The following is a 14,692-nucleotide window of genomic DNA, read 5'->3' as shown; positions in this document are numbered from 1 at the left end:
ATTAAACCCCCTATTGTAATAGATTTAAGCTCTTCAATTCATCTTTGCCATAAGCAGCTATTGCATTAAATATTAATACTGTAAGTATACCTTCACTGATTGCAAGAGGAATCTGTGTCACTGCAAAAATACCCATAAACTTAGCCAGTGATGCAGCAAAACCACCTACTTCAGCTGGAAAAGCTAGCGCAAGCTGCACTGATGTCACCATATACGTCAACAGATCACCCAGTGCTGCCGCTAAAAACACTGCCAGCCATTGAGGTCCTTTCGCTTTCTTTACCAGCTTGTACGTTGCAAATGCAACAATAGGTCCTACAACTGCCATTGAAAAGGTATTTGCGCCAAGCGTTGTTAGTCCGCCATGAGCTAAAAGTATAGCCTGAAGCAAAAGCACTATCAGACCCAGTACTGACATAGCTGTTGGGCCAAAAAGGATAGTTCCCAATCCCAATCCTGTTGGATGTGAACAGCTTCCTGTAACAGAAGGTATTTTGAGTGCGGAAAGTACAAATGCAAATGCACCTGCCATTGCAAGATATATTTTTAATCGCGGATTTTCTCGTACAGTTTTATTTATTGAAAATAGTCCCATAACTATAAATGGTACGCACAATACTCCCCATGAGATTGCCCAGACCGGAGGTAAGAATCCTTCCATGATATGCATAGCTGAAGCCGTTGTTGGCATCAGTATTACCATAAGTCCAAGACCCAAAGCCAATTGTAATTTTTTGGACATAATACTCACTCCTCATACAAATATTATTTTACAAACAAAAAACCTCTCAACATAAATAGTCAAGAGGTCATGCATACCCGGAATAATACTGTGCAGACATACACAACACCCCCTATCGCTCGTAGAGTACATGGTGCAAAAATGCTGGCAGGTCTTCTGGCTCAAGCATCATCATTCTCCAAACCTTCCCAGTTTCCCAGTGGTATCTATGGAGAACTCCACTTTTACAGCGGCGTGACCGCGCGGGATTTTCACCCGTCTTCCCTTTTCACTGATTCACACATTTTCTAGTAATGCATAACCAGCACCTGATTTTATATTAAATTATCAATTTATTAAAATATTATATCATTATTCAGATTATTTCAATGGATTATTTCATGTTTTATAAGATAATTTTGTCCAGTTCTGTAATTGCTTTCAGTTATAGATGATTTGATTTGTTCAAGGTAATACCAGGAGCTATGCAATTACCTGTATATTTGAAGGTGTAAGCTCCTTGGCGAGTGCTTTTGTCACACCAATTATATCCGCCTTTGCAGCAGAATAATTAACCTCACAATATGCCCCATATGAAAGAAACATTTATTATCTTTACTTTTTCTCACAAGCATGTGCTTTAAAACACTTTGGGTGTACTTGAAAACACCTTTAAGATTACAAATCTAATCTTTAAAATCCAGTTCTAACGTGAGTGTGTATGCTGAACCCTATTCAGCTTTTCCTTTGCAGTAGATGCACCTAATTCAATCACCCCATAATTTGCAATACTTCTGCTCTCTTTGGGAAGTTCTCCTTTCTCTGCCATAGAAGTATAAATTGTATCGGCAACAATAATATGATCCAAAACCTTAATCCCAAGCGGATGAAAAATATCAACTATTCTCTGTGTCAATGTTTTATCTTCCATAGAGAAATTTTGGGAGCCTCCGGGATGGTTATGGGCTAAAATTATTGCGTTACAATCGCAGGCAAGAGCATATTTTAATATTTCTCGCGGATAAACTGGTGCCTGTCCAATACTCCCTTCAGACATGATTTTGGTTTCGATTATGTTATTGCCGCTGTCTAAAAAAGAAACCATAAACCTTTCTTTATCCTTCATCCCTCCTAAAAGGGCTAAAAAGTACTGTCCTGATGCGGTTGATGAATTGAGTATGATCTTATCATCCTTCTCGTAGACTTTTAATATGTTGTAAGATGCTATGAATTCATTTAGCAGGCCTATCTTTTCAAGCTGTTTTTCATTCGGCTCCATGATGTGAGGATGTTCCAGGATGTTGAAGGGGTTATTTGTTTTCACGTACTGCTGAAGCTTTTTATAGGGAAGGCCTGCTAAGCTTGTCAGTCCTTTTAAAAATTTTTCAGTGTGCTGCATTTCCTGTTTCATGTTACACTTGCCCCCCTTCTTCATCAAACATCTCAATAACGGACTTTATATTTTTCAACTTCTCACAAGTCTCAACAGGTAAATCAACTGATTCCAGATTTATAAAAAAGTTTTTTATCCCCATGCACTGAAAGCATTTGTAGATTTTTTCTTTTGTGTTATCATCCAGGTCAATTAGTTTAGCCAATAGATTCACACACTTTGAATATTCCGTATTCCTTGTTTCCTTTAAATTCATGGAGTTATCCAGCCTTTCATTTGATTTAGTTTTACGAATTATATCTTCCTTTTGGTGTTCTCCCTCTGGAGACCGGAATCGTGTATAAAGTTACATATGCTTAACCTTCAATAAGCTGCATAAATAACTGCTGATATTCATCCTGCATTAACTCATTTAACAGTCCGATCTGTTCAGAATTGAAGTGGTATTCGGTAATCATATCAACATGGGTTTTTGAGGCTAATACTATATGCAGGGTTGTTTCCGTAATGGTAATAGTCTCTTCGACCTCGTTGCCGTCCTCATCTTCGGTTATAATGGTTTCCTCATGCTCAATTGTTTCTATCCAATAGTTAATTTGGTTCATATTCCAGAAGATGCTGCGCAAGATGCCCACCTTTGTGTCATCAAGAGTGGCGACATCCATACCGTTTTCGGGGGCGGTAGTCGTCTTGACAGCATAAACAGGCAGTATTTCCCTCCAGTTGCTAACGGCAGTGCTGTTTCCGCTATTGGAGGAAAACTCAAGCGTATCATGAGGGTTTTCGGCCTTTATCTGCTCGATTTTTGCGTAGTATTCCTCATTAAGCTGTCTTACAACCTCAGTCATAGTCGGTATATTCTCACCTGGGCTTTCATTGGAAAAGAATACTCCGAAAACAGATCCTAACAAAAATCCCGCAAGACATATTACAAGAATGATAACTAGTACTATCCATCCACCTGCAGCGATAAGAGCAATCGTTCCTTTCACAGCTAAAATGATTGCTTTGATGGCAGCTATCATTGCTTTTACCGTCATCTTTGCCGTAAAAGCCGCAGTTCTCGCTGCTGCCCTTGCCGCCTGTACCGCTCTCCGGGTAGCCTGTGCAGTTTTAACAGCGGTTTTAACTGCTGCCTGCGATGTTTTAATGGCGGTTTTGGCAGTACGTTTAGCAGTTTTAATCGACTTTTTTACTGTCTTGACTGTACCTTTAGAGCCTTCCTTTATTGTCTTAACGCTGGTTTTTGCAGATTGTTTAACGGTGTGGCCAGTTTTACTATAAAAATATGTATTTCGTCTCAAAGCGTTTCCGGTCGGTCTGGGTACTGGATGTTGAGGGGAGTGTGCAGTTATATGCCCAGACGTTTGTCTTGCTTGCGTCCGAAAAGCATTTCTACTTGCCTCCGGGATTGAATTGGACTGAGTTAATCGCCGGTTCGCTCTGCTTTGAACAAACCTGCGTTTTCCTGCTTCACCTGGTTTTGATAGAGTAAACTTTCTGCTTACAGTTTCCTTTACCCTGATTTGAGGGGAATTCTGTGTATTAGCCTTGTTCGATATAAGTTGAGTATTTTTCTGCTTAGCTGCATCCTTTATTTTAGCCTGAGCGTAATTTTGTTGCGTGGTTTGTTGTGCTTCTGTTCGGGCAGCATTCCTTTGCACTAATTCCTTTGCTTCACCCTGTGACGACGGGTAAACATTATCTGCATTATGGGTATCAGACCAAGCGGAATCATTAGCCTGCACCTTGCGGGTCTTGATTTTTTCTATTGCTTTCTTGCCGTATCTTTTCGCTATATGTTCACCTTTATGGGTAATGTTTTTTGCACTGTCACTGACAAGATTATCGGCATAGTCCACATAGTTACTGTCATCATTGTGCCCAAGCTGTTCAGACCGCTCTTTGGTGCGAATATAAGCATTCTTTGCCCGCCGGGTTACATCCATTGTCTTGTCTAGTACCTTAATATCCTTCTTGTTCTGTTTTGTTCTGATCTTTTTCAATGCACACACCTCCTTTTGATTGAATACTGTTTTAACAATTGCTCTAACAGTCTTCTCCTCCTCGATCGGATTAGTTAAGGTAAAATCAGTATATTATACCTTGACATATGTAGATCATCGATATATTATTTATATATAGATAATCTATATATATCGGAAAGGGAGGCAAGTCTATGGCAGCAGATAAGACCCTATTAAGCGGCAGCACAACAATGCTTATTCTAAAACTACTCGAAGATAAAGATATGTACGGATATCAGATGATTGAAGAGTTGTCAAAGAAATCTAACGATACCTTCAATCTTAAAGCCGGTACACTATATCCTTTACTTCATAGTCTTGAGCAGCAGGGAATGGTTATCTCTTATGATGACAATGTTGACAGTGCAAGAATACGGAAGTACTACAGCATAACGAAAAAAGGTAGGGGATTGCTTGCTGATAAAAAAGCCGAATGGCAAACCTATTTTACTGCTGTAAACCGTGTTTTAAAAGGGGGTGCGAATCTTGCAGCATCATATTAAAGTTAAGCAGTATCTTGAAACAATTTGCAGTCAAATAAGATGCAAAAAAATACATGGTGATATCCGTGAAGAAATCGAAAACCATATAGTTGATCAAAAAGAAGCTTTTAAAGCTCAGGGATTTAATGATGAAACTGCAACACTAAAAGCCCTTGAGCAAATGGGTGACCCTATAATAATCGGTACAGAGCTTGACCGTACACACAGGCCAAAGCCCGAATGGTCAGTTATTACATTGACAATCTTGTTGCTTGCAGCTGGAACTGTTATAAGGTTTTTTACCTCTCCTCAAGATTTTAACGGTATAGAGTTATTCAATAAACAATTGTTTTTTACAATAGCAGGAATAGTCCTGATGGCTCTGTTTTACTATATGGATTTTACTATACTCGGGAAATACCCAAAAACGATTTTTCTATTGTTAGCTGCGGTAACCATATTTTTGACTATCGTATCAAATCCCATAAACGGAAAATATGTTTATGCCTCCTATTTGCTTTTATTGTTTCCAATTTCGTTTGCAGGGTTTGTTTATAACATGAGAAACAGAGGCTATATTGGAGTCGTTTTCTGTGGTATATTTTTTGCAGTATCTTTTATGATATCTATGATTATTCCAAGCGTATCTTCTTGCATACTCCTCGTCCTTTCCTGCCTTGCGGTACTTACTATCGCTATTTTAAAGGGCTGGTTCAGTGTAAAAAAGCTTTATGCTTTATTACTTGTCTACCTGCCAGTAATAGGATCACTAACAATGATATTTGCAAGCGGTATTTTATCAAAAAGGATTGCTTTGGCTTTAAATCCGTCAATTGATCCTAGTGGTGCAGGATATATCGGAACCATAACCAGGAGGCTATTATCAGGTGCTCAATTCATAGGGCAAGGTAATTTACCTCAAAATTTCCAAGGATTATCAGCAGCTCAGGTTTTGCCTGGTATAAATAGCGATTTTCTACTCACATACATAATTCATAGGTTTGGATGGCTCACTTTTGTCATTGTTTTAACATTACTAACAGTATTTATTGTCCGTGCAATTATCCTTTGTTTGAAGCAGAAAAGTGTTCTTGCTCTATTGGTTTCTACAGCAGTAACCTTAACATTTATAATCCAGACTATATTATATATCGCAGCAAATTTAGGATTTCAACTTTTCGCACCACTCTCTTTGCCATTGGTTTCACAAGGTAGCTCTTATCTTTTAATAAATATGTGTCTGATAGGTATACTTCTTTCTGTATTTAGAACAGGCTATTTCATTAAAGATAAGCAAACGAGCATAAAAGCATCAACTAATTCTTTCCTTAAATTTGAGGATGGTAAGTTAATTATTGACTTTAATATACATTGAAATTAACTTGTCAAATAAAAAGACCAAAAGCAACCTCACGCCGCTTAGTTACGGATTTGTTGGTTGCTTTTTTCTATGTGTCATATATATATAATGTTGGTCACACATGGTGCAAACGTTCAGTAGAAGTAATCGAAAATCAAGTAGTTAGTATGAAAAACGAAATGATTGTAGTTAAGTAGGCTGAGGCATATATCTTATATCCGGATTGCCTTAAATATAGTCTTATCTCGTCTTTTCATTATTTTATTATTTACTTTAACCTTATCTCTAAACTTCAGTTATCTTGCGAAAGGATGTAATACAGAACGCTCCAAACTCCTGCAGTACTCAGGATAACGAAGCCTGATTGCTTCAAAAAAGTATGGAGCAAAGCTGCAGTCGAATAAATAATACGGTGCAGAATATTGCTCTTTGCCTTCCTCTGTCCAGCCGTTCCAGAGATTAAATGCAAGCCGGCATAAACGCTTTGTACTGCCAGTCTGCCATGGTGCCGAAAGTCCCTCAGGCTTTATAAGGCTCTCCTCAAAGTCAAAGAGAGCGGTAATATGGTTTCTAGTTTCTGCACTAATCCCTACTGTATAGAAAAACGCTTTGCGGAATACATCGTTGTTGCGTGCCACTTTGATCATGTTGTAATAAAAAGTCTCATGTTCCTTACTAGCAAATTGGATACTCTCCACTAAATTTCCCTCCTTGGATTTATTCCTTTTGAAATTTACGCCTGCTCGCCAGGCTTTGTGGTCATCAGGCGGTAGAGCTTTGTGTTGCGTGGAAACTGGTCGGTAAAAGGAACAAGAGAACTTCCCACTTTGATAAGTCCGTTACCTGCATCCACATTTGTAATATAAGAAAGCTGAAGATCTGAAATGTTTAAGAGTTTCGCAAGTTCCATGCGATCCGTGCTAGCTTGATTAAGCATGACGATGAATTCGGAATTAGCCAACATGGTACGAGCGGTATGGCTTTGCAAAAGATCATCCACATTCTGTGTGATACCAGTACAAAAAGCGCCGTACTTTCGAACACGTTTCCAGAGCGTAAACAGGAAGTTGGCGCTATACTCATGCTGGAAAAGCAGGTATATTTCATCAATGATAATAAAGGTGTTTTTCCCTTTCGCACGATTTTGCGTGATGCGGTTTAGAATGCTGTCCAGTACCACCAGCATCCCGATAGGGAGAAGCTGCTTACCGAGATCAAGGATATCGTAGCAGATCAGGCGGTTATTTACGTCTACATTGGTTGGTTTTGCAAAAGTGTTTAGGCTGCCGCTAGTAAATAGTTCGATCGCGAGGCCGATTTCCTGAGCTTCCGGTTCTTCCTGTCTTAAAAGCTCTGCATGAAAATCCTGCAGAGTTGGAGGATTTCCTTTATAGTTGCTTTGAAGATATTTCCTATACACACTGGCAGTACAGCGGTCAATCAGAGACTTCTGCTTTGCTCCCAGGTTATGGCCTCCGATAAGCTGCTCACACAGGGACAGGACAAATTCAGATTTCAGGATGACAGGGTTTGTCCCATCTCCATAGTCCTTGTTCATATCCATTGCATTGATATGATTCGGAGAAGTTGCTGATATATGGATAATCTCACCGCCCATTGCCTTGACAAGGGAGGAATACTCCCTTTCCGGATCAATTAGGATAATGTCGTCATCACTGGACAGTATCTGGTTGACAATTTCCCTCTTAGCGGTAAAACTCTTACCGGAGCCGGAAACTCCCAGAATAAAAGAATTTCCATTGAGCAGGTGTTTCCTGTTGGCAATGATCATGTTCTTGCTGATAACATTCTGTCCGTAATAAATGCCGCCATGGTGGGAGATTTCCTGTGCCCGGAAAGGTATAAACACTGCCGTGCTTTCGGTAGTCAGCGTCCGGATTGCATCAATTTTTCGCAAGCCATAAGGCAATACCGTATTTAAACCATCCATCTGCTGGAATGTCAGTGTAGAGAATTGGCACAGGTGTTTCCGTGCTGTAGTAAACAAGGTTTCCGTATCGCTGTCAAGTTGCTCTTTGCTGTCCGCAATATGCACCATTGTAAGTACAGCAAACATCATACGCTGATCACGGGTGGTAAGATCATCGAGAAACTCCTTACTTTCCTTGCGTTGTTGCTCCATGTCATAGGGCACAACAGCCGAAAAGTTGTTGCTTTGGTTCTGTCTCCTCTGCCAGTTGGTGATGTTAGTTTCCACACCGAGAAGTCGGCTTTCCACCTCCCGAACAGCCTCATCGGTTGGAATAGGGATAATATCAAGTGATAACATTATATTACGGTTTAAATCACAAAGCTCGGACACCATGCTGTCCTTTATATAGCCTGCAAACTCGCGCAGGAAGATGACACGACCGTATTTGTTTCCCATCCGGAAGTGGTCTTTCTCAAACTCAAAAGTATCGGGACAGATATAGTCTTTAAAATCATGACCTTTTTTCATTGTTTCAGACAGGTTAAAATAGAAATCCGTTTCTTCACCGGAACGGAAAAAATCGTGCAGGATTCTAAGGCGGTCGGTAGCGTCCAGTTCCACACACTTTGAGCCAAGGCGCGAGAAATGGGTGATGAGGTCTGTTCCTATACGGGAAAAGTAATTCCGCGCTTCCTCAATATTCTTCTTCATTACAGACACGGTAACATATTTGTCCTGCACAATGCTATTGGCACCTGTTGCTTTATCCAAAAGCATCTGGTTATATTCCCTGCGATACTCGTCCAGCCTGTCACCTTTTAGAGGGATTAGAATAGAGCTTTCAAAGTCTGCTTTATTCAAGCGTCGGTTATTAATGGTGATTTTGGTAGTCGCCCCGCTGTCAAAGGAGTTGAGCAGCTCAGAATAGCACAGGAACATCGCTTCCTTATCCTCTTTGGAGGCTACCGCATAATTAATGTCGTCGAAACGAAAGGTTTTGGAAAACTTGTTGCCCACCCGGAAAATTCCGTCCGGCCATATGGTTCGAATGGGAATTGCCTGCTGAACACCTTTGGGGACAATAAACTTTTCTTTATCCTGTTTCATGATTTTTTGCAGGGTTTTAATCATGACGTCTCAATTCCTCCTTTTCATGCTTCTCAATAGTCTGTTTCAACGACTCGTAATACACATTCACAGGGTAAAAGGTCAGCTTTTTGGGCATGAGAAACTCAGATTTGATGTATGCCCATAAAAACTGCTCTGCTGTCATGCCGTGGTATTTTATAAATCCCAGAGCTGCAAAGGGGAATGCTCCTAAAACACACATCCAGCTCACAGTCTCCGTGCCCAGTAATCCCTGTAAGCCGAAATATATGCCAATGGCCACACCAACAGCCAGGACAGAAAAAATGAACTGCCGCATGGACAGTCCAAAAAACAAGCTTTCGGTATAATCCCGGATCTCCCGATTGATTTTTACTTCCAAACTCAATCACCTCCAAAAGAAAAATAACGCCTCTTTAAGAAGCGCTATTGTGTCGTTTCCTTCAACGTTCAGGCTGATTCTTATTGTGATTTCTTTTCTTCTTTTGTATCTTGACTACCAATGTATCAACTATGCGATTTTGTTTCATAACTGCCTCATCTTCTGTAAAGGGAATACCTTTATTAAAAGCTTCATCCAAAAGCTTATTCAGTTTTTCCTTTTCTCTTTCCAGCTCTTTATCATATCTCGTTTTTGCCACTATTGGCCCTCCTTTGTTTTTTACATGTTATTAACCCTATTAACGGTATACCGGTAGTATAAGTCACCTTTATGACTATTTCAACGGTATTCCGTTAAACATATAAATTGTAAACTGATATGCTCTGATTAACGGAATAACGTTTATGAGGTGATAAAATGAATATTTCTCAAGCAGTTATTAAACGAATTGAAGAGTTGTGCATGGAAAGGAATTTAACCATTAACGCTCTTAGCAATATTTCAGGTGTTACACAATCTACTGTAAATGATATTGTAAAGGGTACGACATATAATGCGGGAATTGCCACTATAAAAAAATTGTGTGACGGGCTTGGTATAAGTATAAGGGATTTCTTTGATAGCGATCTGTTTACTAATTTAGAACAAGAGGTAAAATAACCTAAAATTTTTCGCATCCTTCCATTTATTTCTTCCATATGTGATAATGTAAATATACAGATTGCATGGAAAGGAGATTTCACTATGCCAATCGCGGCGGTTATTTCCCTTTGCCTTACGGCAGGATTGCTCATTCTCTCTTTTATATTTAAAGTGGCCGGAAAAACCCGGCTGGCAGTTCCCTTTCTTTGCTTGCTGCTGTTCAGTACTGTGCTGAACAAGTGGGCACGAGAAAATGAAACTTTAGCATTTATCATTCTTTTCTCGCTGGTTGGTCTGACAGTTATTAGCTGGATTATATCACTTATAAAGGTGATACAGCGCAGACGTGACGAAAAATACTTTGAAGATGATGTTGCATGGCAAATCCAAAGGGCAAGAGAGATGGGTGTACCTCTTGACAAAATTCAGTTTAACGAGCATGGGGATTTGCTGGATCCAAGAACAGGTCAGCCTATTGTTTATGGGGATGGTGTTCAATTCAAGGATTTATAAGGTTACCTGACTGTAATACCCGGTATTCCTTACAATCCCATCATCTCCCGCACAACACGGTCTGCCATTTTTACAGCTCCCACTAGTACCAGCATATTAAAAATAAGTTCTCCTATATAAGACCATACCATCGTTACAGCGCTGACACTTGTATCCACAACTGGCGGAGAAGACGCGAAAACGGAAAATATGACACACGCAAGGATAATAATTGCTCCTTCCAGACATACAGCAGCATATCCTTTCAGGAAGGCTTTACCTATACTCTGGCTTGGCTCTCCTGCAAAAGAGGCCAGAGGAACAGGGCAATAGCAGTGTATAAATACAGTTTAAAGAACCTGCCGTACACCGACAGGATCATAATGAAGGAAAGCACTGTTATGAACAATCCGCCGATGAGTGTCACTGCCCACAGTGGTATGCTTGCAAAAAAACCACAATCTTCAATAGCCTGAACGATTGTGTTTGGCAGAACAGTTTGTGTGGCTGAACCCAATCCTGAGCTGTTTATTATGGTAGAGATAATTCCCTGCACAATGTTGAACAGCGCCATCATTAATTCAAGCCCGTAGGTTACGACTCCTTTAGCCAGGGCAAACCTTATAAAAAGCTTTAAAGCATGTTCCGGCTTTTTAACCTCCGCAAAGCTGCCGCATGTCGTAACCACACCAATGACAAAAAACAGTACCAATAAGGCAAAGCCGGTAGCCTGCAGTGCTCCGTGGATATTCACAATAACATTCCAGATACCGCCACCTTTAAATTCTGTAGGAGATTGAGTTACGAGCAGCCAGATCTCAGACATCTTATCATTCCATGTTTGAAGCGCGTTATTTAAATTATCGATTACCCAATTTCCACTGGACACAATAGATTCACCTCCTTAAAAAGTTTCGGAGAACAGACCGTTGGCAGTCTGTTCCCCTTAAATCTGAGGTGCTACATCAGCCTGTAATGAGAGATAGAATTTCTTTCGCAAAGGTAATAATTACTCCGCCTGCAAGAGTAAGAAATCCGTTAGCTCTCTGGGAAGGGTCGTGGGATTTCAGAGAAAGACCGATCTGCACAATGCCAAAGCCCAGCAGGATCAATCCGATGGCACGGATAAGTCCAAATATAAAATCCGATAAATTGTTGACAACGGTTAGGGGATCATTTGCAGCGTAGACAGGTACGGCAAAGAGAGTTATCATCAGCACTAATACACAGTAAATCGCGATTGACTTTTTGGTTTTCATTAAAATTTTCATATAAAATCATACCTCCTGATTTGTATTCTAAGATTGAATAACTATTTCTAGTTCTTCCTCAGAGAGAAGCTCGTAATCACTTTCCTCGTTTAATGTCACAGCTTTCCAGTCCAGAGCGTTTTCAGTATTACCATGCCGATAGGGTTCACTGCCGCCGTCAACTGTCAGCTTTAAATTTGGGTGCTTTAAAATGTCGTATTTTTATCCATTACTGCCCGCTCACCCCGAATGAACAAAAGGGAGTAACGATTATCCAACATCCGTACTTCATCGGGAGTCAGAAGCTCTCTTCCCGACAGCTGGTAATTGGTAGAGTAGCTTCCGTTTCTGCCTCTGCTCATCCCGTAGGTATTGGTGTCAATGGTTTCTTTACCCAAAAGCTCAGACACGTACTTGTGAGTGGATTGCTCGTTACCGCCCAGATACAAAAACTCATCACAGTTGCCCACAATGGATTCCCAGGTATCCTTGAACAAGGCTTTTAGCTGTGCCAGGTTTTGCAGAATGATGGATACCGATATTTCCCTTGATCGCATAGTAGACAGCAACTTATCAAATTCATCCGGTAAGGCAACATTCGCAAACTCATCCATAACAAAATGAACGTGGACAGGCAACCGCCCTCCATATTTATAATCAGCTATGTACATAAGGCTTTGAAAAAGCTGAGTATAGAGCATACCGACTATAAAGTTGAAACTGCTGTCGTTATAGGGTATCACGGCAAAGAGTGCTGTCTTTTTCTCTCCGATAGAAGAGAGCTCCATTTCGTCCACTGTTGTGATTCCTGCAAGTGTAGTCAGGTTAAACTTTTCTAAGCGGACACCCAAACCGATTAGAATGGATTTGGCGGTTTTGCCTGCGGCAAGTTTAAAAATGTTGTACTGTTTGACAGCCAGGTGCTCCGGTTCCCGCATTTCCAATCGCTCAAACAGTTGGTCAAGTGGGCTTTGATAAGTTTCGTCATCCTCCCGAACTTCGGCTGCAGCAATCATTTCCATGACCATGGGGAAATTCTGTTCATCTTTAGGAGCTTCATAAAGAAGATAGAGGATAAGCGCTTCAAGCAGTGCAGTTTCGGAACGTTCCCAAAAGGGGTCGTTAGTGTTGCTGCCTTTTGGTGTAGTGTTTCTGATTAAATTTGTTACAAGCTTTAATACATCCTTGTCATCTCTGAGATATTCAAAAGGATTGTAACAGTGGGACAGGTTCATATTGATTAAATCCAGCACCTTAATTTCATAGCCTTTTGCTTTTAACAGGTTCCCTGTATCCCTCAGAATTTCACCTTTTGGGTCAAGGATGACAAAAGAGGTGTTGGCCTGCATGACGTTAGGTTTAGCATAAAATCGGGTCTTACCGGAGCCGGAGCCGCCCACTACCATAACATTTAAGTTGCGCCTGTGTTTTCTTCCGTCAAGTCCTATACGGACATTCCGTGTCAGGATTTTATTTTTATGCGGTACTTTATCCCGGTATTTTTTATTGACAGCCGCAGCGCCGCCCCAACGCGCACTGCCGTGTTCCTCTCTTCGTCGGTAATTACGTTTAGTAGACATATAAATCCCGATGCCCATACCATAAGCAGCGATAAACAGCAGGATGCACTTGGGTGTATCTTCTACCCATTGGATATGAAACGGATTGTTCATTGCCGACGTAAGATTGGCAAGGATTTCGGGAAGTCCTCCTGAAAGAGAAGGGGCGGTCAATAGTGCCGCCCATACGACCGGAATTAAAAAAACCACAAAGAGTATCAGGTTACTCCTTGCGGTTTCATCGTGCCTCATTATAACTCCTGCGTTTCTGTTTTCTTGTCGGGGCGTCAATAGCTTTTAAAAGCAGTTCATCTACGGCATCAGTGGGTTTATCATCTTTAATAAGGTCATTTCTAAGCTCATTCAAAGCGTTTACAACGACGCCATACTCATAATTATCAAGGGTAAGCACCCTTTCTTCTTTCATAGGCTATTCCTCCTAATGTTTCGGTTCTTGCCGTTTTTGCTGCCGATACTGCGCAAGCATCCGTTTCATCCTGCCGGAAATTTCACCTGCAGTTTCCCTTATGATAGAGAGCTCGGCTCGAACTTCTTTAGCACTCATTCCCTCCAGCATCTGGGGAGTACGGACAAAGCTGTAACCGCTCGTATCCACTCCGTATTGTTTGCAGAGTATATGGGATACACAATAAGCGTGAAAGGTGTGATCTGTTCGGCGGTACCCACCATCACCAGTATCCATTTCTGCATTTGCAAGTTCCTGAGAAAGAGCGCGGAAGATACTGCCCGCATCCATGCCTTTTCTGATGTGGACTTCCCGTGTGTCCGGCTGGTATAGGGCATTTGTACCTTCCGGCAGTGTATTACTGATACAAATGGGCACAGGTGCATGATCCATCAGCGCCTTGATTCGGGTGCGGTCGTCAGGATAGGTAGGTGTTTCCCGTTTGCGGCTGTTTCCAGTCTGGGAAATGTCAAACATCTTCTTCAGGTTATAACTGATACCGACAGTACCATCGTCACGCCGATATTCATCACCGGGCTCTAAGATGTAGAAGCCAGTTTCCTTCTTGCGAATGTAGGCACCTTGTTCCTTCCATGTGTCAAAATCCGCAATGCGGGTAGCATCAGGCTTTTGTGCAAGAATTAAAAGAGCGTTAGCTACGCTATAGTGGTCAAAACGGCTTTGCACATTCAGGTAGCTTTGAAATTTCACCCCATCCCGTGCCACATCTTCCGCTGTATTTTCGATCATGGAATATACCATTTCCCGCTGTTCCTGTTTCTGTTTTTTCCATGCTTCTTTATCAAAGGACTTGCTATTTCGGGTTACAGGCTGTTCATTTCCATGCTGGAAAAGATCATCAAAACTTTCCATAGTAG

General features: G+C 41.0%; 15 protein-coding genes, 2 pseudogenes and 1 riboswitch. Of the genes and pseudogenes, 4 read left to right on the top strand and 13 right to left on the bottom strand.

Annotated elements, in window-relative coordinates; genetic code table 11:
- Positions 1-10: 10 nt before the first annotated feature.
- The 4 genes from EFD62_RS00680 to EFD62_RS00665 all read right to left on the bottom strand — a co-directional run bounded on the left by EFD62_RS00680 (position 11) and on the right by EFD62_RS00665 (position 4,120).
- Complete coding sequence (locus EFD62_RS00680; protein ID WP_128705584.1) at positions 11-742, bottom strand: energy-coupling factor ABC transporter permease; 732 nt, start codon at positions 740-742, stop codon at positions 11-13.
- Between the two features lie 129 nt (positions 743-871).
- Positions 872-1,069, bottom strand: a riboswitch (cobalamin riboswitch).
- Between the two features lie 358 nt (positions 1,070-1,427).
- A complete protein-coding gene (locus tag EFD62_RS00675) occupies positions 1,428-2,132 on the bottom strand; it encodes a JAB domain-containing protein (RefSeq protein WP_128705583.1) in 705 nt (234 codons plus the stop codon).
- Between the two features lies 1 nt (position 2,133).
- Positions 2,134-2,370 carry a hypothetical protein gene (locus tag EFD62_RS00670; protein ID WP_155522876.1) on the bottom strand — a complete coding sequence of 79 codons (237 nt, stop codon included), beginning with the start codon at positions 2,368-2,370 and terminating at the stop codon, positions 2,134-2,136.
- 100 nt (positions 2,371-2,470) lie between these two features.
- Entirely contained in the window at positions 2,471-4,120 is a 1,650-nt protein-coding gene (locus EFD62_RS00665; protein ID WP_128705581.1) for a hypothetical protein, read from the bottom strand.
- Positions 4,121-4,293: 173 nt separating this feature from the next.
- On the opposite strand from EFD62_RS00665, the gene EFD62_RS00660 reads away from it, so the two are divergent.
- On the top strand, positions 4,294-4,644 hold the full coding sequence (locus EFD62_RS00660; RefSeq protein ID WP_128705580.1) for a PadR family transcriptional regulator: 351 nt from the start codon (positions 4,294-4,296) through the stop codon (positions 4,642-4,644).
- Positions 4,628-5,998: an FtsW/RodA/SpoVE family cell cycle protein gene (locus tag EFD62_RS00655; protein ID WP_128705579.1), complete on the top strand. Its 1,371-nt coding sequence runs from the start codon at positions 4,628-4,630 to the stop codon at positions 5,996-5,998. The genes EFD62_RS00660 and EFD62_RS00655 overlap by 17 nt, the downstream gene beginning before the upstream one ends.
- A gap of 281 nt (positions 5,999-6,279) precedes the next feature.
- Here the strand turns inward: EFD62_RS00655 and EFD62_RS00650 are convergent, their stop codons facing one another.
- The 4 genes from EFD62_RS00650 to EFD62_RS00635 form a co-directional block, all read right to left on the bottom strand.
- Positions 6,280-6,681, bottom strand: coding sequence for a DUF6075 family protein (locus EFD62_RS00650; protein WP_128705578.1), 402 nt, complete (start codon positions 6,679-6,681; stop codon positions 6,280-6,282).
- 35 nt (positions 6,682-6,716) lie between these two features.
- Positions 6,717-9,047 carry a VirB4-like conjugal transfer ATPase, CD1110 family gene (locus EFD62_RS00645; RefSeq protein WP_128705577.1) on the bottom strand — a complete coding sequence of 777 codons (2,331 nt, stop codon included), beginning with the start codon at positions 9,045-9,047 and terminating at the stop codon, positions 6,717-6,719.
- Entirely contained in the window at positions 9,040-9,405 is a 366-nt protein-coding gene (locus tag EFD62_RS00640) for a PrgI family protein (protein WP_128705576.1), read from the bottom strand. Before EFD62_RS00640 ends, EFD62_RS00645 begins: the two co-directional genes overlap by 8 nt.
- 61 nt (positions 9,406-9,466) lie before the next feature.
- A complete protein-coding gene (locus tag EFD62_RS00635; protein WP_128705575.1) occupies positions 9,467-9,664 on the bottom strand; it encodes a hypothetical protein in 198 nt (65 codons plus the stop codon).
- Between the two features lie 158 nt (positions 9,665-9,822).
- On the opposite strand from EFD62_RS00635, the gene EFD62_RS00630 reads away from it, so the two are divergent.
- Both EFD62_RS00630 and EFD62_RS00625 read left to right on the top strand, forming a co-directional pair.
- Positions 9,823-10,065, top strand: coding sequence for a helix-turn-helix domain-containing protein (locus EFD62_RS00630; protein WP_069194740.1), 243 nt, complete (start codon positions 9,823-9,825; stop codon positions 10,063-10,065).
- Between the two features lie 84 nt (positions 10,066-10,149).
- Positions 10,150-10,560: a hypothetical protein gene (locus tag EFD62_RS00625; protein ID WP_194087081.1), complete on the top strand. Its 411-nt coding sequence runs from the start codon at positions 10,150-10,152 to the stop codon at positions 10,558-10,560.
- Between the two features lie 29 nt (positions 10,561-10,589).
- Here EFD62_RS00625 and EFD62_RS00620 read toward each other — a convergent pair.
- From EFD62_RS00620 to EFD62_RS00600, 5 genes and pseudogenes are all read right to left on the bottom strand, one after another.
- Positions 10,590-11,365, bottom strand: a pseudogene (locus tag EFD62_RS00620) (hypothetical protein).
- Positions 11,366-11,504: 139 nt separating this feature from the next.
- Positions 11,505-11,810: a glutamyl-tRNA amidotransferase gene (locus EFD62_RS00615; protein WP_069194742.1), complete on the bottom strand. Its 306-nt coding sequence runs from the start codon at positions 11,808-11,810 to the stop codon at positions 11,505-11,507.
- Between the two features lie 27 nt (positions 11,811-11,837).
- Positions 11,838-13,600 (bottom strand): annotated as a pseudogene (locus EFD62_RS00610) (VirD4-like conjugal transfer protein, CD1115 family).
- Positions 13,587-13,775, bottom strand: a complete 189-nt coding sequence (locus EFD62_RS00605) for a hypothetical protein (RefSeq protein WP_128705574.1) — start codon at positions 13,773-13,775, stop codon at positions 13,587-13,589. Before EFD62_RS00605 ends, EFD62_RS00610 begins: the two are co-directional and overlap by 14 nt.
- Positions 13,776-13,787: 12 nt before the next feature.
- Positions 13,788-14,687 (bottom strand): ArdC-like ssDNA-binding domain-containing protein, encoded by a 900-nt coding sequence (locus tag EFD62_RS00600; protein ID WP_128705573.1) that lies wholly within the window; start codon positions 14,685-14,687, stop codon positions 13,788-13,790.
- Between the last annotated feature and the right edge of the window lie 5 nt (positions 14,688-14,692).

Source organism: Acetivibrio mesophilus (assembly GCF_004102745.1).
Lineage (GTDB): Bacteria > Bacillota > Clostridia > Acetivibrionales > Acetivibrionaceae > Hungateiclostridium > Hungateiclostridium mesophilum.
The sequence above is the reverse complement of the archived record's forward strand: the minus strand, read 5'-3'. Positions and strand labels throughout refer to the sequence as shown.